The following is a 25,418-nucleotide window of genomic DNA, read 5'->3' on the forward strand; positions in this document are numbered from 1 at the left end:
GTGGGTCAGTCCTCACCCTGCGGGCCGAACTCGTCCGGATCCCATCGCTGCTCGCGACCGATCGGGCCATCCAGATACCAGGCATCGTCCTCGTCGGGGTCTGACGGCGGTGCGATCGGCCGTTTGAGCCACTTCGGCCGGCGTTTTCCGTCTGGCCCATCTGCCGGCTGGGTCTTCTCGACCCACTCACGGTAGATTTCCATGGCGCGGTCGGTGTCGACGTAGACATCGCCGTAGTAGTCGTCCGCTTTCGCTGGCCGAACCCGGACTTTCTGGTGCCAGCAGTGCATCCCCGAAATCGGGTCGGGATGGGGCGCGTGCGTGAGGTTCTGTGGAACGCCGCCGTCGGTCCACCAGACCCTCGCGGAGTCGGGATCGTCGCTCTCGAATGGCTCGATGCCGGACTGCTGGCGCATTCCCCACTGGCTATCCTCGTCTTTCAGGTCGACCGTGACCTTCCCGTAGGGATCACCGCCCTCGTCGAAGTCCCCGTCAGCCTCACCGTCGCCATCACGGTCAATTTTCCACTGCCCCATGTGGTGGCTCATCGCGGCGATCCCGGGCTTGATCGACTCGGTGACCCAGACTTCGTTGACGTAGTAGCCGATATCGGTCTCGACGCGCACGAGGTCGCCCGTCTCGACACCCAGTCGATCGGCGTCCTTGCGGTGCAGCCAGACCGGATTGTTGTGCGAGATTTCCTCGAGCCACTTGGAGTTCGACGACCGGGAGTGGATCGCCGTCGGCAGGCGGAACGTGGGCACGAGTACCATCTCGCCGTTCTCGTAGTCGATGTTCTCGGGATGAACGTGACTCTTCAAATAATGAGGAATGGTGTATTCCTCGTCGTCCCAGCCCCACTCGGCAAGCGTCTTCGAGTAGAACTGCTGTTTTCCGGTCGGAGAGGGGAAGCCACGTTTCGGTTCGCCGTCGACGACCACGCCGAGCACCTGGGTCTCGAGGTCCGACAGGGAGCCATGCGGGACTGTATCATAGGCTTCAGGATGATCGGCCCCCTCGTCGGTTTCGGCTGACTGCGCCGCTCCTTCGGGGATCGAGACGTCGGCGTCCTCGTCGAGCACCCGGTGGATCGTACCATATTCGTCGACGAACACGCCGTCGTCCTCGAGCAGCGCCGGATCGAGTGGCTCCTCGTGGAGTTCGTAGTCGTTCTCGCTGGCCTCGAACGCCCCGTGGTGTTTCATGTACTCGAGGGGTTCCATGCCCGCTTCCTCAGCCGCCTCGACGAGGTTTTCCTCGTGCTCGAAGACGTAGCGGTAGTACTCGTCGACGGTCATCTGGGGCGGTTCGTCGGCGGCCTGATCACTGCTCGAGGCTTCCCGCTCGGCCGTGCGGTCGTCTCGCTGTGTCGCCGCACCGCCGTTTGCTGCGGCCGTCTCGCCATCTCGGTAGGGGCTCTCGAAGTGCTCCCGGATACCCAAGTCGCCGTCCTCATCGACGCGCCAGGAGAGATCCATCCAGAACTCGTCTTCCTCCCAGACTTCGCCCGGATTGGCCTCGTAGGTGCGCTCGATGTCTTCGCCCTCGCGCTCGGCGAACTCCCGCTGGACCGGCTGGCGGTACGTGACCCACGTCGCGGCGTGGGTTTCCTGACTCTGGATGTCGTGGCGTTCGGGACTGTGGCCCATCGGCAGGACGTAGTCCGCGAAGTACGCCGTCTCGTTCCAGGTGGGCGTCAGCGCGACGTGCATTCCGACCTTCTCCTCGTCGCTCAGCGCCTCGATCCAGGAGAACCCGTCGGGATAGGTGTAGACGGGGTTGAACACGCGGGTGAAGTACACCGACAACTTTCCGCGGCCCTCCTTGAGGAAGTACGGCAGGAGCTGGCTCATCTCGTAATGAGCGAACGGCCACTCCGGCGGTAACTGAAGTTCGTCCCAGAGCTGCTGGCGCGGTGGCTCCTTCGGGAGCTCCGGCTCGAACTTGTGCCAGGCGTTGGGCGAGGTGCCACCTTTCGTGCCAACACTGCCGGTGAGCACGGAGAGGAAGTGCAGCGCCCGGCTGACCTGCCAGCCGCCTTCGTTCCCCGAGGCTGCGGAGCGCCAGATATGGCTGGCAAAGCGCGACCCGGCAGTGCCGATTTTCCGACCCACTTTCTCGATGGTCGCGGCGTCGACGCCGCTCTCGGCCTCGGCGTACTCGGGTGTAAAGCCCGCGTACGTCTCCCGAAGCACGTCGAGATACGTCTCGAACGTTCGCTCGCGGCCGGGATATTCCTCATCGAGGAACTGCTGCCAGTTCACCCAGTTGGAGAGGAATTCCTCGTCGTAGAGTCCCTCCTGAAGGATGACGTTCGCCATCGCCAGCAAGACCGCGGCCTCGCTGCCGGGCTGGGTGGGCAGCCAGTAGTCCGACATGGCAGCGGTGTTCGACAGTCGCGGATCCAAGACAGCGAGCTGGCCGCCCTCCATGACACCCTCGATGATTCGCTGCGCGTGGGGGTTGAAGTAGTGGCCCGACTCGAGGTGAGCGGACAACAGCAGGATGAACTCGGCGTTAGCGAAGTCCGCGCTCGGCCGGTCGTACTTCTGCCAGAAGGCATAGCCTGCCCGGGCACCCGCCGAGCAGATGTTCGTATGGGAGTTGTGGCCGTCCAGTCCCCAGGCGTTGATGACCCGGTCCATATACCCCTCGTGGCCGGGCCTGCCGACGTGGTAGGTAATCTCGTTTTCGCGACCATCGGTGATAGTTTCGCGCATCTCGCTGGCGATGTCCTCGAGGGCATCGTCCCAAGACACGCGGGTCCACTCGCCGCTCCCACGTGGGCCGTCACGCTTGAGTGGATAGCGAATGCGCTGGGGGTCTTTGATCTGATTGATCGTGGCCGGTCCCTTCGCGCAGTTGCGCCCTCGGCTTCCGGGGTGTTCGGGATTGCCCTCGATTTTGCGGATGTCGCCGGTCTCCTTGTCGATGTAGGTGAGCAGCCCACAGCCGGCCTCGCAGTTGAAGCAGGCTGTCGGGACGACCGAGTATTCCTTCGGGAGGCCCTCGGACTCGTACTCGACCCAGTCGTGCCACTGGTCGGGGTCGGGGTACGAGCCGAGTTCACCCTCCGGAGCGATGCGGTCGATGCCGTCGACGCCGCGACGTTGTCGCTGTTTTTTCGTGTTCTCGGATCGATTCGAAATAACGCCGAGTCGTTCGGCGAGTTTCTCGATACGGCTCGGATCGAATTCGTGTCCCATGGTCAGGCGAGTGAGATTGTCTGCGGTGCGGTTATCCAGCAATACTCGAAGGCAAACAGACCAGCGAGCGCGAGCACGCCGGCAACTGCGGCGAGAATCGGTAACCCGACGGCCAGCGCCGCCAGCGGGAGCAGGATGCCGACGACGACGCCACCGAACCAGAACGCCGTCCGGAATCGGCCACGTGTGATGCGCGCGGCAGCCTCTTCGGCGTCCTCGGTCTGGTGGGGCGTGAAGATCTCGGAGGCGACCAGCACGGCGTGGCCGACGAGACCGGCTCCGAGTGCCAGCGCCGACGGTCCGACCATCGTTTCGAACCACAGCACGCCCGCGACGCCGAAGACGATCAGTGTCGCGCTACCGGCGACGACCGACTGCGTGAACATGTGCAACGGCATCGCAGGACTCTGCCAGAGGTCTCGCCCCTTCGACTGACTGAACAGGAAGGCGGTGTAGACCGCTGTCGCCGCACCGAGGACGGCGGCCACAGCCAGCGAAAGCGGGGTGACGATAGCGTCGATTCCGAGAAGCGCCCCCAGTACGACCAGTCCGAGATACGCGCCGGTCGCCGAGATGATGTAGGCCCCCTTCACGAGCCAGGAGTTCCAGTTCGGTCGCAACAGCACCCAATGGAACCGCGTCGGTTGCTCGAGATCCAGGATGAGGAGGACACCGGTCGCTGCCAAAAACAGGCCGCTGACGAACGCGCTCGCGCCGAAGGCGGCCACGTTGGGGTCGACCAGTCCGAACAGCATGAACAGCGCCGGGAGCATGAGCATCCCGGCGGCAATCCCTTTCGTCCAGGTGTAGGAGTACACTTCCCATCCCCAGGAGCCATAGTGGCTCTCACCGATATCGTAAACCCGCGTTGCCTCCTCGTGGAGGAGTTCGTACGCACGCTCGGTGCGACTCGCGTTGCCCTCGTCGTCACGTGTCCGTCCGGACGGTTCGGTGGCGTAGCCACCGTCGGACTGGTAGCCGCCATCTGACTGCCGGTCTGCGGTCCGGGTGGCTTCGGATCGGTCGGTGGTCCCACTTTCGCCGCACGCACAGGAGTCACAGCCACACTCGTCCCGCCCACCGTCCGCGCGGGCCTCCGAATCGTCCGATCCGTCGGTACTACCAAGCGAGACATCCGACGCCGCGAGCGACTCGGCCGCCTTCTCGAGGTCGAAGTCGGGAACCGAGCCGCCCTCAGTCTCGACCTGATGGGGCGCATCGCTCCACATGTAGTGTTCCTCGCGGGCGGTCGTCCCCGGAGTGGTACTGCCCTCGTCGCCGTCGACGTAGAACAGCTTTGGCTCGGTTCCCTTCTCGGGTTTGCGGGCCTGTACCTCCTCGCGGGAGATCGTGCGCGCGATTTCGGTGTCGGGGTTCTCGAGGTCGCCGGCGAGAATCGCGTCCTCGGGACAGACGGTCACGCAGGCCGGCTCGCGCCCCGTGTCGACCCGGTGGCTACAGTAGTTACACTTCGCTGCCGTCTCCGAGTTCGGGTCGATGTAGAGCGCGTCGTACGGACACCCCTGCATGCAAGCCTTGCAGCCGATACAGCGCTCCGGATCGAAGTCGACGATCCCATCCTCGCGCTCCCACAGCGCGGTCACGGGACAGACGTCAGTACACGGGGAGTCAGCGCAGTGGTTACACCGCATCACCGAGAAGTTGCGGTTCGTGTTGGGGAATTCGCCTTTCTCGATGTACTTGACCCACGTTTTGTTTACGCCGATCGGATCGTCGTGCTCACCCTTACAGGCTACTGTGCAGGCGTGACAGCCGATACACCTCCTGTTGTCGATGACAAAGCCATAGTTCGTTATGGGGACCACCTCCGTTGGTTCATGGCAACATTCAACATGCGTCAAGATAACACTTAAAACTTGCGCGGATTGCACAATACACCGAATAAAGAGCATTTCAGTCGGTGGGACGACCCGAATCAGCGTCACCGCTTCTCGGTCGTCAGCCGAGCATCACTGTCTGTGAGCGGTGATACCGCCGCGAATATCAGCACACACGACTGAGAATGACACTCAATTTTCAACGGGACGAAACTTTATCGGCCTGTGCGCGGTAGATAACGTTGTACGAGGCCGGCAAGACACATGAGTACAGACTACGACATCACCGAAACGGCCGACGTCAAAGGGCTGAATTGCCCAATGCCGGTTGTGAAGGCGAAGCAGGCAGTCGACAGCCTCGAGCCAGGAGACGTTCTTGCGGTCATCGCGACCGACCCCGGAAGTATGTCCGACATCAAAGGGTGGGCGAGCTCAACGGACGGGGTAGAGCTCCTCGAACAAACCGAGGGCGACGAGGGCGGTGAGACCGTCTATCGGCATTACGTCCGGAGGACAACGACGTGAGCACCGATTCGCCGACCGCGTTCGAGCACGTGACCGACACAGAGATCCAACGATTGGTGTAACAATGCCAGCAATTGACAAGATCGGTATCATCGTGTACAGTGACGATCCGAAAAGCCTCGCCATGGCCATGAACCTCGGTCAAGTCGCCCTAGCGATGGACACGGAGGTAGTCGTCTACTTCACGTTCGACGGCCTCACACATCTGATGGCGGGCGAGAAGGACCTCGGCGACTTCGAGCGAATGGTCGAGGCGGGCGTGCCAGACCCCTACGAGATGCTCAGGGATTTCGTCGAAACCGGGGACGACCTCGTCACGACCGTCGCCTGTACGACGACCATCGACATGCTCGGCTGGGACCGTGAGAGAATGGACGACTCGGTGACGACCGAGTTCGCCGGTGCAGCCGCGTTCCTCGACGAAACGTCGGACGCTGCCCACGTGTTTAGCTTCGGGTGAACTGCCTCGGGGACAAGCCCCGAGGCTCTGCCTGCCCCGCCTGCAAAAGGTCGTTAATCGCCCGTCATCGCCTCTTGGGTTGCAGCGCAGTTGTTCGGGCCAAGCTCTAACTCGAAGGCACGGTCGTCGTCGACGTCCTGCTGGCCGAGATTCGTCGCGATGATCTCCTCGAAGTTAGCCGGCCGTGGCGGCATATCCGACAGGATGAACTCGACGAACTCGTCGCGCTCCATCGACAGCGCCGCCATGCGATCCTCGAGGTCGCCCAGCCGCGCCGTGTAGGTCCCGTCCGACGCTGGCTCGGCCGCGTCGCTGAAGTGCCCCGGCGCGATGATAGTATCGTCCGGCAGTGACAGGATCTCCTGTAGCGTGTCATACAGTTGGCGAGCGGCATCGGGCGCACCCTCGGCCCCCTCTTCGAGATCCGGCCGCGCGACGCTCTCCGTAAACAGGCCGTCGCCGGTCAGTAACACACCGTCGTCGACGAGGAACGAGGTCATCCCCGTCGTATGCCCCGGCGTCGCGTGAACCTCGATGGGAGCGTCGCCAACCGAGAGGACGTCACCGTCCTCGACGATGCGATCCACATCGTACTCGACACCCCGCCCGATGGCGCGTTGTGACAGCACGGCGGTGGCACCGGTCTGCGCTGCGACCTCGCGAACGCCGCTGACGTGGTCCGCGTGGACGTGCGTATCAATTGCATACGTCAGGTCGACATCGAGATCGTCCGCGAGATCGACGTAGAAGTCGACGAACGCCCGGAGCGGATCGACGAGCGCTCCCTCACCGTCGTGGTGAACGAGAGAGGAGAGACACCCGCTCGAGGGGCGCTGGAACTGCAGTACAGTTGCCGGACCGGGCGCACGCGATACCTCGACGACATCGTAGATGCGAGCCCAGCCGTTCATCCCATCGGCCATGTTTACCGCGTCGATATCGTGCTCGAGGAGCGTTCCAGCGACGAAGTGGCTCGAGCCACCTTTCGCGCAGACGGCAACGACCGGATCTCCCTCCGGGACTCGCTCGAGCAGTTCGTCGTCGACATCGTCAAGGAATTCGTAGTACGGGATGTTCTCCGTCGTGATATCGTCGTCCTCGATATGCCACTCCTCGTACTCGTCTTCTGCACGGACATCGAGGATGGTCACCTGTTCGCCCGCAGCAATACGATTGCGAAGGTCCGCCGGCTCGATGGACGTCACCTCGATGTCATCGGGGAGGTACTCCGCCAGTTCTTCTGGCCCAGGCATGCCACACACTACCACAGAAATCGTCTTAAGATCTTTCTCAGACCGTTTGAGTGGTTGAAAATCGAGTGCATAGCGAGGTACTGCGTTTTTCGAGCCCGGCATCAAAACGTGAGATCGAATAGATACCCGGAATTTCCGGCCGGGACACGATGAACGAGTCCACACAGTAGCCTATCTGCTGTGCGATCGGAGAGTTCCTCGGACGACAGCCGTATCAGCGATCCGTTACCGAACCACCGACTCGGAGTTGGAGTGACGGCCCCAGTTACGATGGGAGACGAAGTATGCAGCGAGCACCGCCGAGCCAATTCCGGCCGGGACGCCACCGAATAGCATCGCTGCCGCGAGTCCGATGGCCTGCATGGAGAGCGCGATCATGGCAAGCCCACCACCACCGAGGAATCCGAGTATCGCTGCGACCGTCGCCCAGAACCGTCGCGACGTTTCCGGAGACGCCGTGCCAGTGGTAGTTCGTTCCTCCCAGTAGGTGAGGCCTAGATATGTAAGCGGGAACAAGGCGACGCCGGCGATGATCCCGGCAGGCAAGCCTAGCATCGCAGATGGCCAGATGTAGGGCTCGAGTGCGACTGTCACGCCGATTCCGACGGCGAGAAAGCCGAATACACCCACGAGGAGACTTCCAAGACGTTTGATCCATTTCCCCATAGCTTCCATTCACGGACGTTCTATATGATCATGTCGGCGACACCTATTGCATGTCTTCTAGCGATCGGACGGTATCGGACATGATCCACGCCGTCTCGCTGTCCTGTTCTTCGATACAGATCGCATAAAACGAGTCACGGCCGTCATCGACGGTGATCCGGTAGCCACGACTGATTAGCGCGTGGTCTTCGCCTGCACGGGATTCTGCGGAGGTCACATTCATCTTCAGGGCCACCAGCGGATAACGAACACGATTTCGACGAGTACGCCTAGACGAACTTACCTCTTGTTCCGATGGCTTCAACAGACTGATCACCAGCGATGGAGCTTCCACATCGTGGGAACACCAGCGGGGGTACTTCAACCAGTATCTCGATAGTCGGTTCACCTCGAGCCATGACCGAGTTCCTGATCACAGACGAAGATGAACTCACGCAGTGTACATGTGGGACAGACGAACTATTTCGTCTGCTCACGGACGCCTCCCGACGACGAGCCATCGCATTGCTAGAAAACCTGGAACGTAACTGGATCCGTGTCGGCGAGATGGCACAGCGCCTCTCGATGACACGCGAGGACGAAACTGTAACCGATTGGGAACGGGAGCTCCACCACATTCACTTGCCGATGCTCGAGGACGCAGGACTGATCGACTATGACAGACAGGGAAGGGTAGTGCGATACTATCACTCTGAGACGGTCGGTGAGATTCTCAGCGTGCTCGACTCAGACAAGCGGAATCCCTGAAGTTCAGACGGACTCCTGTCATACGGTTTGCTGTAACGACGTACCGGTGCAACCGCAGTGCGGTCGCGGTTGCGCCGGCAATGACTTACAGTAGACCGTATCAGGCGGTGCCGGGAGGCCCAGAGCGGTCGCGATTCCAGCGAGACAGCGGGACAACAGCCCGTCTCACACACCGACGCAGGGCCCTCGTACGATCGAGTATGCTGTGCCAGGCAGTGGCGACGATATCCCGACGTCGTCTTTGGCTGTGCGACACGCCTTACATTGTTTTTCGAGAGAACGTGATCTGTCTTGTTAGATATACGATTCAGCAGACAGTAAGAGCCAGAAATATATCTCTGCGTGATATAGCATGGGTTGGGATGCCATACCACGAGAATCGGCGGCGGTTCCTCGAAGTGGCGGGTGCTGCCGGTGTAGCTGCACTCGCCGGTTGTATTGGCGGTGACGGTGGCAACGAAAATCGTCTCAGCTGGCACGCCGGTGGGACTGGTGGGACGTACTACCCGCTCTCAAACGAGTTCAAAACTATTGTCGAAGACAACACCGACTTCTCGCTAAACGTCCAGTCGACGGGTGCAAGCGTCGAGAACGTCGGCAGTCTCGCGGACGGCTCGGCTGATTTCGCGCTCATCCAGAACGACATTGCGTCCTTTGCGAAGGAAGGCACCGGAATCGACGCCTTCCAGGACAACCCGATCGACACTCTTCAAGGCGTCGCGACGCTCTACCCAGAGACGATCACGCTCGTCACGCTTGCCGGAAACGGCATCTCGTCGCTCGGGGACTTAACCGGCGCGACGATCAACACGGGCGACCTCGGATCGGGGACGCAGGTCAACGCCCTCCAGATCCTCGAGTCAGTCGGAATCTCGGACTTCGAGGAGCAAAACGCCGGCTTCTCGCAGGCGTCCGAACAGCTCGCCAACGGGGACATTGACGCTGCCTTCGTCGTCGGCGGGTGGCCGGTCGGTGCGATCGAGGAGCTCGCAAACACGAACGACGTCGTGATCGTTCCGATCGAGGGCGAGAACCGTGAGGGGGTCAAATCGGATGCCTCCTGGTTCTCTGACGACACGATTCCCGGTGGCACCTACAGTGGTGTGGAAGAAGACGTCGATACCGTTGCAGTGCAAGCGATGATCGCTACACACTCCGACGTGGCTGCCGATACTGTCGAGACGGTCACCGCCGCGATCTTCGACAACCTCGGTGAGCTCTCGATCAAGACTGACTTCATCACAGTCGACAGCGCACAGGACGGGATGTCCATCGAGCTTAACGAAGGTGCAGCGGCGTACTTCGACGCTTGATCGGGATTCGTATCGACTGCTCGAGACAGCGGTGCAGACACGTGATCGATCGGCCATGCGCCCGGACCGCGGAACGAGTCATGTATACGGACATCAGTGGACCTGTGGGACCGTTATCGTCGCTATCAGCGGTGCAACTACCGGGATGTGAACTAACTAGCACGTGAGAATGAGCCGCGTCTTCCGGTCGACCGTCTCTGCTGCGCTCCTCGTAGCAGCAGTACTGGTCCTCGTCGCTGTTGTCGCGATGGTCCCAACCGAGACAGTGCTCGTCGTCGAGGACATCGAGACCGGCGAGCGGTACCTCACTGAGCCAGTCTCCGACGGAAGTACCGTTGGCCTCGAGTACACACATAGCGTGGAAAAATCTCGGGTATACGATGAGTACCGCGTGGATGATCAAATCCTGGTGAACACCCGGATGGAGTTCGAGTCCTACGGCTGGGGACTGCCCGCCCGGGCCAACGTTACGACCGTCGATGGGATGCTTGTGTATGAGCCATCCAAGCCGATCGCTGAACTGGAACGCCTTTCGGTCTCACCCGGACGGATCGCCGGTCATACGCTGATCGTCGACGATCGACGATACGACCTGGTCGCTGCGACGAACGCCAGTGACGTTCGCATTCATGTCGAACAACGATCGCGAATCGAGAGAATCCTATGAACACGAACGATCCATCGGACAGTGGTTCCGACGGGCCTAACGACGATCGGGACGGAACGAACGACGAACAGACTGAGGAGGTTTCCCCAGAGGAGGCCGAGGAGTTGATCGATGAAATCGAACGCCGACGGTCGCTACAGGGGGTCGCCGCGGTGGCCGTCGCGGCGATCGGCATTCTATTTTCGGTCTTCCAGCTGTTTCTGGCCGCACGCGGCTTCTCGTTCACTATTCCGGTTCTGATCGTCGATAATTGGCGGCCCATGCTCTACGATTGGGAAATTTCGCTTCAGCTCCTCCAGGCGAACGCGGTCCACGTCTCGTTCGCACTCGTGCTCACGTTCTTGCTGTTCCCGGCGAGTATGGGTGATGGGATCGTCACACGCAACCTGGGCCGGGTCGTCCCCGCCGTGTCCCGCAGGCTCGGCGATCGGAACCCTATCACGCGCATTCTCGGGCGCGTTCGAGCCACGTTCCGGTGGGCGTTCCTCGATCCCGACCGCGAACGGGTCACGCCGTTCGACCTCCTGTGTATCGTCGCCTCGATCCTCTCGGCGGTCTACTTCCTGACGGAGTTCTCCGAAATTCAGGATATGCGAGTGTTCGGACTCACGTTTGGGCGACCGATCACCGAGGTGTACACGTTCCTCCAGCCCGTCCTCGGGGGCGTTCCGTTCGTCAGCGAGTACTCCTACGCGATGGCACTCGGCGTGATCGGCGTCCTCTTGGTACTCGAGGCCACCCGTCGGACACTCGGCCTGCCGCTCATGATCATCGTCGCGACGTTCATCGTCTATGCACGCTGGGGCTACCTCATCAGCGGCGAGACACCCCTTCTCGGCCTGCTCGCGGTCAACGAGTTGACCTGGCCGAGCATCGTTCAGAACCTCTGGTACAACACCGAAAACGGGGTCTTCGGCATTCCGGTGACGGTGTCGGTGAGCTTTATTTACATCTTCATCCTCTTCGGTGCGTTCTTGGAGATGAGCGGCGCTGGCCAGTGGTTCATCGACCTCGCGTATGCGGTCACTGGAGAACGCAAGGGTGGCCCAGCGAAGGCGAGCATCCTCGCAAGCGGCTTCATGGGAACGATCTCGGGGTCGTCGATCGCCAACACGGTCACCACCGGCGCGTTTACGATCCCGCTGATGAAGCGGTCGGGCTACTCACCGGAGTTCTCCGGCGCAGTCGAGTCCTCGGCATCGTCCGGCGGGCAGATCTTGCCACCGGTGATGGGCGCTGCCGCGTTCCTGATGGTTCAGTACACGGCGACGCCGTTCGCGGATATCATCATCCTCGCGACGATTCCGGCGATCGTCTTCTTCTTTGGCGTCTGGGTCATGGTCCATCTCAAGGCAGTCGAAGAGGGGATCGGTGGCGTCGCAGACGTCGACACCGTCTCGCTTGGGGCACACCTCAAACGCGGGTGGTTCTACCTCGTCCCGATCGGGTTACTCCTGTACTACCTGATCATCGAGCGACTGTCCGTCTCGCGGTCGGCGTGGTTCACGCTCGTCGCGCTCGTCGCGCTGATCGCGCTGGTCTCGGCGTACAACGAGAAAACGCGCGGACGGCTTCTCGGGATTTTCGTGGCTATCGTTGGCGTCGAACTGGCGAGTTACGTCGTCGCCGGCGTCCCAGCAACCGGACTCGTCACTGGGGCCGGCGGGGCTGGAGTCCCCATCGGCGAGGGGATCAACCGTATTATCGCCCAAATCGAGTGGTACGTGATGCTGGCCGGCGTGCTGACGTTGGTATCTCGTCCGGACATCGACGCGCCGCTGCTCGACCTCAACCCGGCAGTCCAGACGACCGCTGACTCGATCGGCGATCGAACCGGCCGCGATCTCGGTAATATCCAACTGTTCCGCCTCGGTACGTTCGTCGTCAAGTCGATGGACGAAGGTGCGCGGACGGCCGTTCCAGTCGTCATCGCCGTTGCAGCAGCTGGCATTATTCCGGGCGTCATCAGCGTCACCGGACTCGGTCCGAACCTCACGTCGCTGCTACTCGCACTGTCGGGTGGATCGATCGTGGTTATGCTAGTCGTGACGGCCGTCTCAAGCATCATCCTCGGAATGGGGATGCCGACGACGGTCACCTACATCATCCTCATCTCGATGCTCGCCACGCCGCTCGTCGAGTTCGGGATTCCGCTGCTTGCCGCCCATTTGTTCATCCTCTACTTCGGCGTTATCGCTGACATCACACCCCCGGTGGCTGTCGCCGCCTATGCCGCGAGCGGAGTCGCCAAGTCGGACCCGTTCGAGACAGGCGTAAAGGCGTTCTCGCTGTCGCTGAACAAGGCGATTGTCCCCTTCGCGTTCGTCCTCGCACCCGGAATCGTACTGCTTCGTGAGAAGGCCAACGCCGACGAGTTGCCGATCCGCGAGCAGTATCGTGTCATCGGCTTCAGCGACCTCGCGGAATTGTCGTACTCCGTTCCGGAGATCGTCGTTCCCGTCCTCGGTGTCTTCCTCGGGGTGATTGCCCTGGGTGCGACCGTCATCGGGACGCTGTATACGAGCGTCAATCGCGCCGAACGGACCGGCTTCGCGATCAGTTCACTGCTGCTGATGGCACCGCGGCTGCTTTCAGCATCGGTGTTCGATCTCCTCGGCATCGCCGGCATCACTGTCTCGGTCGACGCGCTCCTCCTCGATCTCACGCTTCGCGGCCTCGGGTTCGCGCTGTTCGCCGTCCTCGTTGTCAAAAACCACCGCGAGGCGACGAACATTCCTGAGACGAGACAGGCCACCGTGGGCTGAATCCCAGAACGGACGATGCGCTGCACCGACAGCGGCTCTCGAGGCAATTCAGTTACAGGCCGTCGGCGCTCCATTGGCATATCGCTCGATCTGGAGGGGAACTCACGACGCTCGAGTCCACTAGCCGACCGTCAAGACGGGAATCGACGAGCGTCGGACGACGCGTGCCGTCGTGCTGCCGAGCAATCGACCGGTTCCGACGGTTCGGCCACGCGTTCCCATCGCAACGAGGTCGGCATCGACCGCCGACGCCGCCTCGAGGAGTTCCGCTGTTGGCTCGCCGCGACGGACAGCGGTCGTCACGGAGAGATCCCGATCGCGTGCCATGGTTTCGATCGTCTCCGTCGCCTTGCGGCCACCCTCTTTGAGAGAGCCAATGATGCTCCGTGACGTATCCTCGAGATCGTACGGCATCGGATCGACCACGTAGACGACGTGGACGTCGGCGTCGTACTTCTCGGCGACGTCGAGTGCCGTTTCCGCGGCGCGTTCGGCGACATCGCTCCCGTCGGTCGGAATCACCACCTGCTCGTACGGTCCCGCCGCCGCTGTCTCGCGGTCATCACCCAGCCGGACCGAAAGCACCGGCACGTCAGCGAGCGTGAGGACGCGTTCAGTCGTACTTCCCAAGCGAGCGCGATCAGCGCCAGTCCGACCGTGCGTCCCCATCACGATGAGATCGACGTCGTGTTCGTCCGTGTACGCGAGGATCTCCTGATGCGGGACTCCCTCGCGTACCTCTCGAGCAGCCGTCAGGTCGGCGTCCGCAGCACGATCCGTAATCCGGATCGTCGCCTCGCGTCCCCGTCGTTCGGATGGTGCATAGAGTTCTTCGCGATCGGATCCGGCGATTCCTGCGGGCTCAGCACCGGTATCGACGACGTAGAGTGTGTGCACGGCCGCGCCGTAGGTCCGAGCAAACTCGATTGCATGACCGATCGTCGCTTCGGCACCAGCACTACCGTCGGTCGGGACGAGCATCGTGCTGAACATGGCCGGTCGTTCGACCTGAACGGGCATCAAACGCACCCACACGTTTCGCGATCGTGACACGACGGCTGGCTGCCAGCAGACGAGCGATCCGCACTCACCGAATCACGGTGACCGGAACCGGGACGCGACGGACGACGGTTTCGGTGACGCTTCCATAGAGCGGCCGCCGTTCGTCCAGTCGGCCGTGAGAGCCGATGACGACGTGATCGACGTCTTCGACCGTCGCATACTCGACGATGAGTCGCTTCGGATCACCAATATCCGAGTCGGTCACGACCGACCGATCGTACTCGTCGGCGACGTCGGTGACCTCCGCAAAGAGCTGGTCGGTGGCGTTGTCGACGGCACGGTCCCACGCTGCGGTCCCGATCATCGGTTCGTACGTCGAGTCGAGGCCCTCGAGCGTCCCGTAGTCGGGCCTGAACAAGTCGACAACGTGGTACGCGACGATCGCTGCGTCCGGGAACTCCCGAAACGCATGCCGGAGTGCGTCGAACGATAACGGCGAGCCATCGACAGGAACGAGCACTGTCCGCGACATACACACTGCTTTCCCACGGAGTGCTATAATCTCCTGGGGCACGTACACGCTCGAGATGGCATCGATCGAGCTCCCCGATCCCGAAAGCGACGGATCGACGAGCGTCGAACGGGCGATCGCGACCAGGGAAAGCCGCCGGGCGTTTGCCGGGACACCGATCGACATCGACGACGTGGCACCGCTCCTGTGGACGGCACAGGGACGAACGCACGTTCGAGACGGCGTCGAGTTACGCGCCGCACCAAGCGCTGGCGCGACGTCTCCGCTTACCGTCGGTCTCGAGATTGGGCCGAACGGAAGCGAGAAGAATCATATACGAGAGCTATGAGACGAAAGCGTTCAGAAATTACCCGGCGGGACCTCTCTGTCGCGCTCGCACTCGGAATTGCTGGCTGCATCGATCGGAGCGACGACGGCGGCAGTGACGAGACCGAAGAAGCAGAAGCGAACAACCCCGCACTTTCAGAGGCGACCCAAGAAGGCGACCTGCGGCTTACGAGCCCTGTTTTCGACGACGGCGAGGGAATTCCCGACGAATACGGATACGACGAGGCGAACGTCAATCCCCCGCTCGAAATCGGCGGCGTTCCGGACGACGCCGAATCGCTCGTGCTCGTGATGGACGATCCCGACGCAGTCGAACCAGCAGGTCAGATCTGGGTTCACTGGCTGGTGTGGAACATTCCACTGGAGACGTCGACGATACCGGAGGGGTGGAATCCCATCGACGCCGTCGAAGGCGAGACCGATTTCGACGACATCGGGTACAGTGGCCCGAACCCGCCCGATGAGACACACACCTACCGGATCAAACTGTACGCGCTAGATACCGTCCTCGACCTCGAGGAGGGGTCGACGGTCGACGCCCTCGGTGAGGCGATGGACGGACACGTCGTCGCTCGGACGCAGTTGACCGGCACATACGCGCCGTGAGCCTCACTCGCGGAGACGCCCCGGCCAAATTCTGTTCGGCCGCTGGATCGGTTATTCCTCGAGCAGCCACCCGAACCGTTTCTCCCAGAACTCCGCGCTCGGGGGCTTCTTGCTTCGGCCGTGTGTCTTCTGGTCGCGGATCTGTCGCTCCAGCACCTCGCGAGCCTCATTGAGCGCGTGACTCGCGCCGTATCCTTCACCAGAGGCGATGTAGAGCCCCCGATCGGTATGCAATCGGATGCGAGCGAGCAGGAGTGGCCGCCCGCGACGTGTCTCGTCGTGCTCGTGGAGGTGGATCTTTGCGTCGAGGACGTTCATCCCGTGGTCTCTGTCGTCGAACTTCTCGACCATTGCGACGATCTCGTCGTAGGTCGCGTCGTCTATCAGCTCAGTCCCGTAGACCTGGACGCCTCGATTCCCGCCTGCTTCCCACGTCAGCGAGTCGAGGACATCGGTCTTCGTGACGATCCCATAGGGCTGTCCGTTCGACGTCACCACCAGCGACGAGCCACCGACCTCGAACATCTCTTCGACGGCCGTCTCGAGCGTTTCAGTCGGCGGGATCGTACGCACCGGCGAGGCCATGACGTCCCGAATCGGGAGATCGAGAATCCGTGCCGGCTCGCCCTCTCGAGCGCCGAAGCCACCGCGCCGTGAGCGACCAGTGCTCGAGGAGATTTCGCCGCCGAACGGGTCTGTCCCGCCCGCATCGCCGCCCTTGCTCTGGACCTCTGCTCGGACCGTCAGGTCGGTCACATCGTAGAGACTGAGGATACCAGTTGCCGAATTCCCGTCGACGACCGGGAGGTGCGTGATCTTGTTTTGCCGGAAGACGTTGAGCGCCTCACCGAGTGTCGATGCCGGATCGAGCACGACGAGATCGCTCGAATACGCCTCGGCGACGGTCGCGGCGTCAAGATATGGCTTGACCTTCTGAAGAATTGCATCGACGGTGACGACGCCGATCAGTTCCCGTCCCTCGAATACCGGCAGGAGCTGTGAGTCGCTCTCGATCATGAGCTGTGCGACTTTGCGGATATCCTCGTCGGGCGCGAGTCGGGGAACGTGCCAGACCAGCGACCCGAGCTTTTCGTCGGGTTGGCGATGCGATGTCGCGAGTTGTCGTCTGGTGACGACCCCTTCGAACTCGGTGTCCCGTATCAGGACACCCTTGACGTCGGAATCTTCGAACGTCCCGACGAGCTTCGAAACTGGTGTATCTGGCGTGAATTCGACGTAGTCGTCCGAAACGATGTCAGCGATGTCCATGGGTGTTGGTGTGTGTCCGCTCGAGTGGTCGATCTGTCGTCCGATGCGACTGTGCTGCTTGCAGCTGCGTGTGGTGTCTGTCTCCCACGTCCTCGATGAGTCGTCTCGGGATCCCAAATCGAGACGTGGGTCGTCGTATTTTGCTCATGTCTCTGACTCCAGATATTCCATCGCTTCCTCGTCGGACACTTGCGCGAAGTTCTCGTAGAACTGCCCGACGCCCCGGAAGCCACTGGGCGTCTCGAGACAGATGACGTCGTCAGCTTCATCCTGCAATTCGGTAATCGTACTCGGCGGGCCGACTGGCACTGCAAGCACGATGCGCTCGGCGTCCGTGTTCTGAAGGCGCTTGAGACACGCTCTGACAGTCGATCCCGTTGCCACGCCGTCGTCGACGACGACGACAGTCTTATCCGTCAGGTCGGGTTCCGACCGGTCGCCACGATAGCGGTCGGCCTTTTGACGCGCGTTCGCTGCTTCCGTCTCACGCATTTCCTGGAAGTAGTCTTCATCGGCGCTCGTCCCCCGAAACGCTGTTTCGTTCCGCCAGACGCTCCCGTCGCTTGCGACAGCCCCGATCGCATACTCCGGGTTCCCCGGGGCACCGATCTTTTTTGCGACGACGATATCGAGGGGGACATCGAGTGCATCGGCAACTGCACGCCCGAGCGGAAGGCCGCCCCGCGGGATGGCGAGTGCGATATCCGCGTCGAGCTCCCGCTCACGGAGCGCCGTTGCGAGTTGCTCACCCGCAGCAGTTCGGTCGGTAAATCGACGAGCTCCTCCCATCGGATCATCGAACGAGGGACAGTAGCATATAACATAGGTGTGTCTCGACAAGCCATGGCAGGCGCGGCACAGCGCGCTGGCTACTCACCACCAGTATCAGCGAGCATCGACACTAGCGTTCGCCCGTGTCGATAATGCCGTGCTGTTCGAAGTGAACCGCCTCGGGGTCAAGTCGTTCGAGAATCTTCGATTCTCGTGATCACGAAAATCTTCGATTTTCGGACGACCCCGAGGCACTCGGCCTGCTCCGCCTGTAGAACTCGGACGTTCCATGGGTAGCATCCCCGATCAGCACGTATTTCCTGTCGCCGAATCGCTCGACGAGTTGGTCAAGGTCGGCCGGGCTCGTCAGGTCGTGTCCAACTGACCGAACGTCGGACACAGCAGCCTCGATATCGGTGGACGCTCGCCATGCTGTTCTGTCGTGAATCTCGTTCATCGTCTTAGCCAGTGGCTTTCGCACACGCAATGAGTGGTGTCGTCGTTCTGTTCTCCCCTCTCGCTCATCGCAACCGATGGTCGCGAACAGGAGAGTGTGGGCAGCGTGTCGCAGTTGTCATTCGTACTCGAACCCGTGTAGCTCGTATCGATAGGTTCGCGCCGCTTTTTTGACGACGAGATACTGTGTGCCACCCGCTTGCTCGAGGCTGTCGAAGTGGCTCCCGAGATTACCGGGATTCAACGACGGTGCGTCGCCGTCAAGGGCGAACCGAAGGACGGCTTTCGGTTGGCGAACGTCGTCGACTTGCTTCGCTTCGACCGCAAGCATGGTACCAGTGTTCCCGACATCGACTGTCCCGGTAAGTTCCCACGTGTGGTCGCCGTACTGTAGTTCCGTTCCGCTGAGTTCCGGCCACTGTGTCTCGTCCATGCCACTACATACCAGAAAGATCCCAATCGTCTTTTCGGTTGTCAGGTGTTCTAGGTTTTCGTCGTCTTGAATCGTGCCGTCCCGTCGACTCGAGTGACCTGTCACCCGGCAATGGACGCGACTTGATGGTCAGCCACCGAAGACGGTGACCCCCTACAATTATTCGGCGAGTCGGTGAACAGCAATGCAATGCCGTGGGCAACCCAGTCGATCGATGCGGTGTTGCTACCGACAGACGGGAGCGATGGCGCGCTCGCAGGCGCAAAGCGTGGTATCGACCTGGCCGCTACAGTGGACGCGGAGATCCACGTCCTCTCGGTCGCCGACACGACGGACTTCGATGATCTCTCGTTGGTTCTCGACGCCGACGCGGTAGCAGAGGAACGAGACGCGCTCGAAGCCGACGCCGAGGAAGCCGTCGAAACCGTGGCAACGATCGCTCAGGAACAGGCCCCTGACCTCGAGGTCACGACGACGATCGAACGAGGCACGCCGTTTGAGTGTATCGACGACTACGTCGATGCGGCCGACATCGATCTCATCGCGATGGGAACGAAAGGCCGGACGGGACTCGAGCGGGTCGTCCTCGGGAGTGTGACCGAAAACGTCCTTCGGACGGTCGGCATTCCAGTGCTGGTCGTTCCACCGGCGGCGGAGAACGTCTCACTCACTCGGGAGACCGCTGCGCACATTCTCCTTCCAACGGACGGAAGCGAGGGCGCAGCGGCTGCCGTCGACTGGGGCGTCCATCTCGCGGACGTCTTCGACTCGATGGTGCATGCGCTGTACTCGGCCGACACGAGCCGACTGACGATGGGATCGAAGCCGAGTACGATCCTATCCGAACTCGAGCGCACAGGCGAGACCGCGCTCGAATCGGTTCGTGAACGTGCGAAAGCGAGCGGTGTTAGCGTTACAGGAACCGTCGCAAACGGGCCACCGGCGAAAGTCATTCTAGAGTATGCCGATGAGAAAGCTGTCAATATAATCGTGATCGGAACGCACGGTCGCTCCGGACTCGAGCGTCACCTTCTGGGGAGTGTCACGGAAAAGGTCGTCCGGAACGCTGACGTCCCTGTGGTTTGTGTCCCGATGCCCAACGAATGACAGCGCGGCCGAGCGCAGCTCGGCTAGATATATCGGTTGCACTGGTTGAGTTCCCCCGTCGGTTTGCGCGAGTTGGCTGCTCACACTCGGCGGTGGCAGCGCAACTGCCAGCCAAACTTCCTCGGATGGTCGTCGGTCAGTTCGGATCGAGCGTCACCGTTCGCTGATTCCGGATGTCGGCGTAGCCGGAAGCAGTAAAGCGAAGACGAGGCACGCCGGGTGTCGTGAGTGTCTGGATGGCGAGTAACGGCCGCTCGACGTCCATCCCGATGTCTCGGAGCGCGCTCTCCAGCGTTTCGTATGCGGCGGCCGTTTCTTCGACTGGCATCTCAGCGCACCGCCCGGCGAGTGGCAGCGGAACGTCGGCAACGACGCTGCCGTCGGCGACGGCAGCCCACCCACCGCCCATCTCGATGACGCGGTCCAGTGCCCGCTGCATCGCCGCCGCTGTTGATCCGACGACGAGGTGCCCCGGATACTCCCAAAGCATCGACGTGGCGACAGCGCCCCGGAGCGGGCCCAGTCCCGTGACGAATCCCGTGAACGACGCCCCGTCTCCGTGCGGTCGCCGCTCGACGAGCGTCGCTTTCAGTAAGCCAGTGTCGGGATCGGCTCCGAGTTCGCCGTCACGCTCGACGACTGGCTCGCGGGTTTCTCGAGTGAGCAGGCCGGAAACGTACTCGACCGCGCGGACGGCGTCGCCAGAAACCGCATCACTGGACACCCGGTATCGGTCGGGCTCGCGTGAAACGGTCGCAGTTTCGTAGAACGAATCGGGGTAGTCCGGCTGCATCGGCTCTACCAGCGCGTCACCGCCCCGGACGACGACGTCTCCACCAGCGACGACGGTATCGACCGAAACCGTCTCGAGTTCGTCGAGGACGAGAATGTCAGCGACACTGCCAGGAGACAGCGAGCCGCGATCGTCCAGGCCGAAGTGGCGGGCCGGGTTCAGCGTCGCCATCCGGAACGCGTCGATCGGATCGACGCCAGCCTCGATGGCCCGTTGGACCACCACGTCCATGTACCCCTCACTGACGAGGTCCCTGGGCCACATGCCGTCTGACGATAGTGAGAGTTCTCGTGTCGGTACCTGTTCGGCCGCCTCGGCGATCGCGTCGATGTCGTCACGAATGGTCCCGTAGCGGCCGACGGTGTGGATACCGCGTGTGACGCGTTCGATCACTTCGTCACCGGTGATCGCCTCGTGGTCGTTGTCGATGAGCGTCGCGAACGCGGAGAGGTTCTCGTCGCGACAGCCAGCGGCGTGTCCGGTGACCGGCTTGCCGACGGCGGCGGCACGGTCGTACAGCGCGGTCGCGGGCGTCTCGATCCCGACGGCGTGAATCCAGTCGGTTTCACCGACGCCGACAATACGGGGGTGGTCCAGCAACGCACGAAGTTCCTCGCGATCTTCGGGCCGCCCCGGTTGGGGCTCGAACGTGTCGAAGAATAGTTGCGGTGGAACGGTAAACCGGACGTCGATCGGGAGCGTCGCTGTCCTGTCGAGTAGCGTCGTCACGCCATCGGCACCAAGCACGAGGGAGACACCCGGACATTCGGCGATCAGGCCCGTCGTTCCGCCCTCCAGCATGCGATGAGCCGCTCCTTCGAGACTTTGATGTAAATCGACGTGTGTGTGCGCGTCGATGAATCCCGGAAGCACGTGCTGACCGGTCGCGTCGATCACTCGTGTCTCCGAACCCGTGACTGTGGATGCGTCGTCGGTGAGAGTGGCCACGACTCCGTCCAACACGGCGACATCGCGCCGTTGGAACTCACCACGTTCCGGGAGGAACACGTGGCCACCACGAACGACGAGATCTGCTGTCGCTTCGCCAAGAGCAACTGCCTGGAGGTCGGTCATCTAGTCGAGACTGCGAACAGCGCTGTGCTAAGCGTTCTGTTTCCGTCCGTCGATCGGTGGCGCTATCGAGAGGAATCGTAGCGGTCCACCTGGCGTCATCAATAGCGAGGATGTACGGTCTCGATCACATCCTAGCAGCCGGTTTACACGTCATACGCATGGGTTTCGAGCGTCTCCATGTCCACGGAATCCAACACTGCCTCGTTCGTTGCGTCGAGAACGACAGGCGGGACGGTCGTCTCCGGGAGCCGTTCGGTCCGGGTCGCTTCGAGGGCCTCGATCCACCGTCCAAGACAGAGACACCAGCGATCTCCCGGCTCAAGCCCGGGAAACTGCAACGCCGGGCGCGGTGTCACGAGATCGTTGCCCCGTTCTTTGCTGAACGTCAGAAAGTCCTCGGTCATCACCGCGCAGAGTTCGTGTCGGCCCCGATCGTTGGGATGGGTTCCACAGCAGCCGTCGCGCTCGACGCCGGTTGTCGGATCAGTACTACAGGTGATGAGTTCTTCGCCGAGAACGTTCCGTTCGGGCATACTGATAGATCGTGTTGCGTGAACAAAAACATCTTCGAGGACCAGTATTCGTTCTCGAGGACGTATCGTACATCCGTGAACCGCTGAACGACATTAAATAAAGCTCTACGCCTCTCCGCGCAGGCGTTCGCTCGGCTACGGACCGTCTCGAAAGGTGAGAGTACGATGGCGTGTCTCAGGCTCGCAAAAATACTAGATCGTCGACGCTACCGCGCCGCTCCCCACGAGCGGATGGCCTCGGCTAGGCCCCGGTCCTGCCCGACGATATCACGGCGATAGTGCATGTACACCGCGCCGAGTGGCGGCTGGATGAGGTAAGCGAGTGCGATCGGCAAGACGGCTTCCGCCGGCGGGAACCCAGGCGCGGCTGCAATGGCCAGCGCGATCGAGAGGTTGCGCATACTGGTCGCGTACACGAGCGCGACCGATTGGGACTCCTCAAGCAGCGTGCGACCGATGGCGGCTCCGGCAGCGAGGATCAGCGCGTAGAAAGCCACCAGCGGCACGACCACGAGCGCTGAGGCGATGGGCGCTGCGAGGATACTTCCCGATTGCATCGTCATGGCGATGAACACGATGACCATCACGCCCACAGAACTGACTCCACCGAGCTTCGGCTTGAGACGCTTGAATCCCGCGGCACCGCGCCGGTGTAACAGCCACCGCCGGGTCAGGCTGCCAGCGACCATCGGGATCACGACGACGATAGCTAGCTGGCGGTACAGCGTCGCCGGATCGAACCCGACCGCATCCCCGACGAGCACCGACAGATACGGCGGTAAGACGAACACGGCGACGATCAGATTCATCGCGATCGCAACGAGGGCGTTCTCGAGATCACCCCCCGCCAGCCCGGTCCAGGCTGCCGTCATCCCAGATGTCGGGATCAAGGCGATCAGGTATAGCCCGACTGCGTAGTAGGGGTTCCCCGCGAAGAACAGCTGAGCGAGGCCGACGGCGAACGCCGGCGCGATCACGAAATTCATCACGAGCCCTAACGCAACTGCCCGGAAGTGGTGTCTGATCTGGAGGATCTCCCGCACGTCAAGGTTGATCATCATCGGGTAGATCATCACGAACAGCGCCGGCAAGACCGCCTGCTTAAGAAGCGAGCGCGTCTCCGGCCCCACGACCTGACCAGCGGCCAGTCCCGCGAACAGCGACCCCACCACGACGTAGATGAGGTTTTGCTTGAGCGTCTCGAGTGCGTCCCCGATCATCGTCCTCCCTCCGCGCCGCGTCGGCCGTGTTCGATGGTCGTTGCGACCCACACACGTCGCATCGAATTTTGCCCCATGATATTGTGTAGTATTGTAGTGACCATACAAAACACTCCTGTCTGCGAGAGTGAACGTCTCGCCGGTCGCCGTCCGAACCCGTTATCGATATGATAGGGTGACAATATACAACCTGCCGAGAGTTGAAGACGGACACGTGCTTCTGTGCGTCCAGCAAAGCCGCCACGAGTGGATCCCGAAGGCGTTCCGCGTACAGGAAACGAGACAAGCGGTGAGGACGAGACCGGTAAAGCGCGTGCCTGCAACAACGACAGCGAAACCGAGCGACCCGACGGAAACCTGTGGGCTGGCTGTGCGGGCACCGAAGGACTTGCATAGAACACAACACACTCCGGCAACGGCTCGAGGCGTTACGGACAGAGTACGCAGCGACGTCGCTTCACGGGACGACCAGCGGAGGCAAAACCGCACGTAGGTAACTCGGGAGAGCCAGTGAATCGCCACAGGGCATTCGCCTCGGCCGCCTATCAACGAGTGAGACGGGCTGCTGTCCCGATGTCCCGGTGGGCCCGTAGTGCGGGGTGCGGTCCCACCGGCACTGACTGACAGGAGTCCGTATGAATCAGCCATATCGTGACTATCATAGTCTGACAAAATCATATGTGGCTGTTTAGTCACTCCACCAGTATTATTTAGTATATTTCCAGATAGTACTAAGCCACCAAGTAAAGAAGAAATAGATCATGTGGAGAGGAACAAGTCATAGTAGTGATGAGCGGCAGAATCTACAATCACTCGATGAGACGTTCTCGAAAGCGAAGACGTTCCACGAGGCGGATCAACTCCGCGTTCGATTACACGGTGTGATGGTTCAGGAGCGGCGGGATCGGTTCAAACCACCCGGCAGATGGCACAACGATCTCATTGTCAAAACGAGATACCGGTTCAAGAACGAACCACCGGTAGATCGGCTCCACTATATCGAAAAAGAACAACGGCTTGGCTGGCGAGGTGACTTTTTCGACGATGTGATCGTATCGCTGCCAGATCTGCAGAACGACCGACTTCATCTCCGAGTGCAGGTATACGATGTCGACGGCGTCAATACCGACCTCGTGGACACGATACAGAAGTTTTCAGAGAGTTCCGCTGTCCTCTTCCCACAACTCGCTACGTACGCAAACATCGCCCGTCTCGGTTCGAAGCCATTGGTCGACCTCGTGAACAATATCGATCAGCACGACGAGATACTCGACGACGAACTTTGGCTCGAGATAACCCAGCCACAGACGAGACACAAGCTCCTCCAGCCCGGCTATTTCGTCTGCTTCCGAGACGAGTCCGTCAGCGGCGATCTGACGTTGGATGACGACCTTCGGGTCTTGCAAGATGGAGACGCGTACACGGACGGAAGTTACGCCGTCCTCGAGTTAGATAAGAATCACGAGTTGCAACCGAAGCGAGAGATCGACCAAAGGGTCGCAAAGATAGTTGCAGAACTCGCCGGAAAGGGACGAAGCTCGGACTCCGCGCTCCACTTCCTCAGAAAGACGCTCGAAGCGTATTCGAAGTACGAGAAGTTCGAGCGGCTACGAGAGCTCGAAGGCGAGCCGAATCCATCAGAACGATGTAACGCGCGAGCCGAAGAACTCAGAGAGGAGCTCGAAGCGGATCCGGTACTCGGCCCTGCGCTCCGGATGAAAGCATCAGGACAGGCCGACGACTGATCGGGCGGACACGTCGGCCGGCCCGACTGCCCCGGACGGTTGCCGATAAGCGCTCACGGGCAACGCTCGGGTCGCAACCGCTGTCGTTCAAGGACTATAGTAGCTGTCCA

At 61.4% G+C, this 25,418-nt stretch carries 24 protein-coding genes; 11 read left to right on the forward strand and 13 right to left on the reverse strand.

What is annotated here, in order from left to right; translation table 11 throughout:
- Window positions 1-5: 5 nt before the first annotated feature.
- Entirely contained in the window at window positions 6-3,206 is a 3,201-nt protein-coding gene (locus tag BDK88_RS18095) for a molybdopterin-dependent oxidoreductase (RefSeq protein WP_130501575.1), read from the reverse strand.
- A 2-nt stretch (window positions 3,207-3,208) separates the two neighbouring features.
- Entirely contained in the window at window positions 3,209-5,032 is a 1,824-nt protein-coding gene (locus BDK88_RS18100; RefSeq protein ID WP_130501576.1) for a 4Fe-4S dicluster domain-containing protein, read from the reverse strand.
- 276 nt (window positions 5,033-5,308) lie between these two features.
- Here BDK88_RS18100 and BDK88_RS18105 point away from each other — a divergent pair, with 276 nt between their 5' ends.
- The gene (locus BDK88_RS18105) at window positions 5,309-5,569 is read left to right on the forward strand and encodes a sulfurtransferase TusA family protein (RefSeq protein ID WP_130501577.1); all 261 of its coding nucleotides are present in this window, start codon (window positions 5,309-5,311) and stop codon (window positions 5,567-5,569) included.
- Window positions 5,570-5,633: 64 nt separating this feature from the next.
- Window positions 5,634-6,029: a DsrE family protein gene (locus BDK88_RS18110; protein ID WP_207225327.1), complete on the forward strand. Its 396-nt coding sequence runs from the start codon at window positions 5,634-5,636 to the stop codon at window positions 6,027-6,029.
- Between the two features lie 53 nt (window positions 6,030-6,082).
- Here BDK88_RS18110 and BDK88_RS18115 read toward each other — a convergent pair whose 3' ends face one another.
- The 3 genes from BDK88_RS18115 to BDK88_RS21370 form a co-directional block, all read right to left on the reverse strand.
- Window positions 6,083-7,282: an MBL fold metallo-hydrolase gene (locus BDK88_RS18115; RefSeq protein WP_130501578.1), complete on the reverse strand. Its 1,200-nt coding sequence runs from the start codon at window positions 7,280-7,282 to the stop codon at window positions 6,083-6,085.
- Between the two features lie 225 nt (window positions 7,283-7,507).
- Window positions 7,508-7,948: a hypothetical protein gene (locus tag BDK88_RS18120; RefSeq protein WP_242611708.1), complete on the reverse strand. Its 441-nt coding sequence runs from the start codon at window positions 7,946-7,948 to the stop codon at window positions 7,508-7,510.
- 43 nt (window positions 7,949-7,991) lie between these two features.
- Window positions 7,992-8,165 (reverse strand): hypothetical protein, encoded by a 174-nt coding sequence (locus BDK88_RS21370; protein ID WP_394342678.1) that lies wholly within the window; start codon window positions 8,163-8,165, stop codon window positions 7,992-7,994.
- A gap of 179 nt (window positions 8,166-8,344) precedes the next feature.
- Between BDK88_RS21370 and BDK88_RS18125 the strand changes: the two genes are divergently transcribed.
- The 4 genes from BDK88_RS18125 (at window position 8,345) to BDK88_RS18140 (ending at window position 13,440) form a co-directional block, all read left to right on the forward strand.
- Window positions 8,345-8,695, forward strand: a complete 351-nt coding sequence (locus tag BDK88_RS18125) for an ArsR/SmtB family transcription factor (protein ID WP_130501580.1) — start codon at window positions 8,345-8,347, stop codon at window positions 8,693-8,695.
- 362 nt (window positions 8,696-9,057) lie between these two features.
- On the forward strand, window positions 9,058-10,008 hold the full coding sequence (locus BDK88_RS18130; RefSeq protein WP_130501581.1) for a TAXI family TRAP transporter solute-binding subunit: 951 nt from the start codon (window positions 9,058-9,060) through the stop codon (window positions 10,006-10,008).
- Window positions 10,009-10,177: 169 nt separating this feature from the next.
- On the forward strand, window positions 10,178-10,675 hold the full coding sequence (locus BDK88_RS18135) for a DUF1850 domain-containing protein (protein ID WP_130501582.1): 498 nt from the start codon (window positions 10,178-10,180) through the stop codon (window positions 10,673-10,675).
- A complete protein-coding gene (locus tag BDK88_RS18140) occupies window positions 10,672-13,440 on the forward strand; it encodes a TRAP transporter permease (RefSeq protein WP_130501583.1) in 2,769 nt (922 codons plus the stop codon). Before BDK88_RS18135 ends, BDK88_RS18140 begins: the two co-directional genes overlap by 4 nt.
- A gap of 120 nt (window positions 13,441-13,560) precedes the next feature.
- On the opposite strand, the gene BDK88_RS18145 is transcribed toward BDK88_RS18140, so the two are convergent.
- Together BDK88_RS18145 and BDK88_RS18150 are read right to left on the reverse strand one after the other, a co-directional pair.
- Window positions 13,561-14,433, reverse strand: coding sequence for a universal stress protein (locus BDK88_RS18145; protein WP_338143226.1), 873 nt, complete (start codon window positions 14,431-14,433; stop codon window positions 13,561-13,563).
- A gap of 94 nt (window positions 14,434-14,527) precedes the next feature.
- Window positions 14,528-14,974 carry a universal stress protein gene (locus tag BDK88_RS18150; protein ID WP_130501585.1) on the reverse strand — a complete coding sequence of 149 codons (447 nt, stop codon included), beginning with the start codon at window positions 14,972-14,974 and terminating at the stop codon, window positions 14,528-14,530.
- Between the two features lie 55 nt (window positions 14,975-15,029).
- On the opposite strand from BDK88_RS18150, the gene BDK88_RS18155 reads away from it, so the two are divergent.
- The gene (locus BDK88_RS18155; protein ID WP_394342679.1) at window positions 15,030-15,302 is read left to right on the forward strand and encodes a nitroreductase family protein; all 273 of its coding nucleotides are present in this window, start codon (window positions 15,030-15,032) and stop codon (window positions 15,300-15,302) included.
- Window positions 15,299-15,907: a YbhB/YbcL family Raf kinase inhibitor-like protein gene (locus tag BDK88_RS18160; protein ID WP_130501586.1), complete on the forward strand. Its 609-nt coding sequence runs from the start codon at window positions 15,299-15,301 to the stop codon at window positions 15,905-15,907. Before BDK88_RS18155 ends, BDK88_RS18160 begins: the two co-directional genes overlap by 4 nt.
- A gap of 51 nt (window positions 15,908-15,958) precedes the next feature.
- Here the strand turns inward: BDK88_RS18160 and BDK88_RS18165 are convergent, their stop codons facing one another.
- The 3 genes from BDK88_RS18165 to BDK88_RS18180 form a co-directional block, all read right to left on the reverse strand.
- Complete coding sequence (locus BDK88_RS18165; RefSeq protein ID WP_130501587.1) at window positions 15,959-17,176, reverse strand: CBS domain-containing protein; 1,218 nt, start codon at window positions 17,174-17,176, stop codon at window positions 15,959-15,961.
- 144 nt (window positions 17,177-17,320) lie between these two features.
- Complete coding sequence (locus BDK88_RS18170; RefSeq protein WP_130501588.1) at window positions 17,321-17,965, reverse strand: phosphoribosyltransferase; 645 nt, start codon at window positions 17,963-17,965, stop codon at window positions 17,321-17,323.
- Between the two features lie 556 nt (window positions 17,966-18,521).
- Window positions 18,522-18,836, reverse strand: coding sequence for a hypothetical protein (locus BDK88_RS18180; protein ID WP_049911968.1), 315 nt, complete (start codon window positions 18,834-18,836; stop codon window positions 18,522-18,524).
- 189 nt (window positions 18,837-19,025) lie between these two features.
- Here BDK88_RS18180 and BDK88_RS18185 point away from each other — a divergent pair, with 189 nt between their 5' ends.
- Window positions 19,026-19,943 (forward strand): universal stress protein, encoded by a 918-nt coding sequence (locus BDK88_RS18185; RefSeq protein WP_130501589.1) that lies wholly within the window; start codon window positions 19,026-19,028, stop codon window positions 19,941-19,943.
- 136 nt (window positions 19,944-20,079) lie between these two features.
- Here the strand turns inward: BDK88_RS18185 and BDK88_RS18190 are convergent, their stop codons facing one another.
- From BDK88_RS18190 to BDK88_RS18200, 3 genes are all read right to left on the reverse strand, one after another.
- Entirely contained in the window at window positions 20,080-21,810 is a 1,731-nt protein-coding gene (locus tag BDK88_RS18190; RefSeq protein ID WP_130501590.1) for an adenine deaminase C-terminal domain-containing protein, read from the reverse strand.
- Window positions 21,811-21,953: 143 nt separating this feature from the next.
- Window positions 21,954-22,343 carry a DUF2237 family protein gene (locus BDK88_RS18195; protein ID WP_130501591.1) on the reverse strand — a complete coding sequence of 130 codons (390 nt, stop codon included), beginning with the start codon at window positions 22,341-22,343 and terminating at the stop codon, window positions 21,954-21,956.
- 206 nt (window positions 22,344-22,549) lie between these two features.
- Complete coding sequence (locus BDK88_RS18200; RefSeq protein WP_130501592.1) at window positions 22,550-23,563, reverse strand: arsenic resistance protein; 1,014 nt, start codon at window positions 23,561-23,563, stop codon at window positions 22,550-22,552.
- A 222-nt stretch (window positions 23,564-23,785) separates the two neighbouring features.
- On the opposite strand from BDK88_RS18200, the gene BDK88_RS21375 reads away from it, so the two are divergent.
- A complete protein-coding gene (locus tag BDK88_RS21375; protein WP_165396996.1) occupies window positions 23,786-23,959 on the forward strand; it encodes a hypothetical protein in 174 nt (57 codons plus the stop codon).
- 365 nt (window positions 23,960-24,324) lie between these two features.
- Window positions 24,325-25,308 carry a hypothetical protein gene (locus BDK88_RS18205; protein ID WP_130501593.1) on the forward strand — a complete coding sequence of 328 codons (984 nt, stop codon included), beginning with the start codon at window positions 24,325-24,327 and terminating at the stop codon, window positions 25,306-25,308.
- The last annotated feature ends 110 nt before the right edge of the window (window positions 25,309-25,418 follow it).

It is taken from the genome of Natrinema hispanicum (assembly GCF_004217335.1).
In the GTDB taxonomy this organism is placed as follows: Archaea; Halobacteriota; Halobacteria; order Halobacteriales; family Natrialbaceae; genus Natrinema; species Natrinema hispanicum.

Bases quoted from the DNA above. Each gene is read 5' to 3' on its own strand.
- BDK88_RS18095 (WP_130501575.1), bottom strand. From the start codon at position 3,206: ATGGGACACGAATTCGATCCGAGCCGTATCGAGAAACTCGCCGAACGA.
- BDK88_RS18105 (WP_130501577.1), top strand. From the start codon at position 5,309: ATGAGTACAGACTACGACATCACCGAAACGGCCGACGTCAAAGGGCTG.
- BDK88_RS18110 (WP_207225327.1), top strand. From the start codon at position 5,634: ATGCCAGCAATTGACAAGATCGGTATCATCGTGTACAGTGACGATCCG.
- BDK88_RS18115 (WP_130501578.1), bottom strand. From the start codon at position 7,282: ATGCCTGGGCCAGAAGAACTGGCGGAGTACCTCCCCGATGACATCGAG.
- BDK88_RS18120 (WP_242611708.1), bottom strand. From the start codon at position 7,948: ATGGGGAAATGGATCAAACGTCTTGGAAGTCTCCTCGTGGGTGTATTC.
- BDK88_RS18125 (WP_130501580.1), top strand. From the start codon at position 8,345: ATGACCGAGTTCCTGATCACAGACGAAGATGAACTCACGCAGTGTACA.
- BDK88_RS18130 (WP_130501581.1), top strand. From the start codon at position 9,058: ATGCCATACCACGAGAATCGGCGGCGGTTCCTCGAAGTGGCGGGTGCT.
- BDK88_RS18135 (WP_130501582.1), top strand. From the start codon at position 10,178: ATGAGCCGCGTCTTCCGGTCGACCGTCTCTGCTGCGCTCCTCGTAGCA.
- BDK88_RS18140 (WP_130501583.1), top strand. From the start codon at position 10,672: ATGAACACGAACGATCCATCGGACAGTGGTTCCGACGGGCCTAACGAC.
- BDK88_RS18145 (WP_338143226.1), bottom strand. From the start codon at position 14,433: ATGTTCAGCACGATGCTCGTCCCGACCGACGGTAGTGCTGGTGCCGAA.
- BDK88_RS18150 (WP_130501585.1), bottom strand. From the start codon at position 14,974: ATGTCGCGGACAGTGCTCGTTCCTGTCGATGGCTCGCCGTTATCGTTC.
- BDK88_RS18155 (WP_394342679.1), top strand. From the start codon at position 15,030: ATGGCATCGATCGAGCTCCCCGATCCCGAAAGCGACGGATCGACGAGC.
- BDK88_RS18160 (WP_130501586.1), top strand. From the start codon at position 15,299: ATGAGACGAAAGCGTTCAGAAATTACCCGGCGGGACCTCTCTGTCGCG.
- BDK88_RS18165 (WP_130501587.1), bottom strand. From the start codon at position 17,176: ATGGACATCGCTGACATCGTTTCGGACGACTACGTCGAATTCACGCCA.
- BDK88_RS18170 (WP_130501588.1), bottom strand. From the start codon at position 17,965: ATGGGAGGAGCTCGTCGATTTACCGACCGAACTGCTGCGGGTGAGCAA.
- BDK88_RS18180 (WP_049911968.1), bottom strand. From the start codon at position 18,836: ATGGACGAGACACAGTGGCCGGAACTCAGCGGAACGGAACTACAGTAC.
- BDK88_RS18185 (WP_130501589.1), top strand. From the start codon at position 19,026: ATGCCGTGGGCAACCCAGTCGATCGATGCGGTGTTGCTACCGACAGAC.
- BDK88_RS18190 (WP_130501590.1), bottom strand. From the start codon at position 21,810: ATGACCGACCTCCAGGCAGTTGCTCTTGGCGAAGCGACAGCAGATCTC.
- BDK88_RS18195 (WP_130501591.1), bottom strand. From the start codon at position 22,343: ATGCCCGAACGGAACGTTCTCGGCGAAGAACTCATCACCTGTAGTACT.
- BDK88_RS18200 (WP_130501592.1), bottom strand. From the start codon at position 23,563: ATGATCGGGGACGCACTCGAGACGCTCAAGCAAAACCTCATCTACGTC.
- BDK88_RS18205 (WP_130501593.1), top strand. From the start codon at position 24,325: ATGTGGAGAGGAACAAGTCATAGTAGTGATGAGCGGCAGAATCTACAA.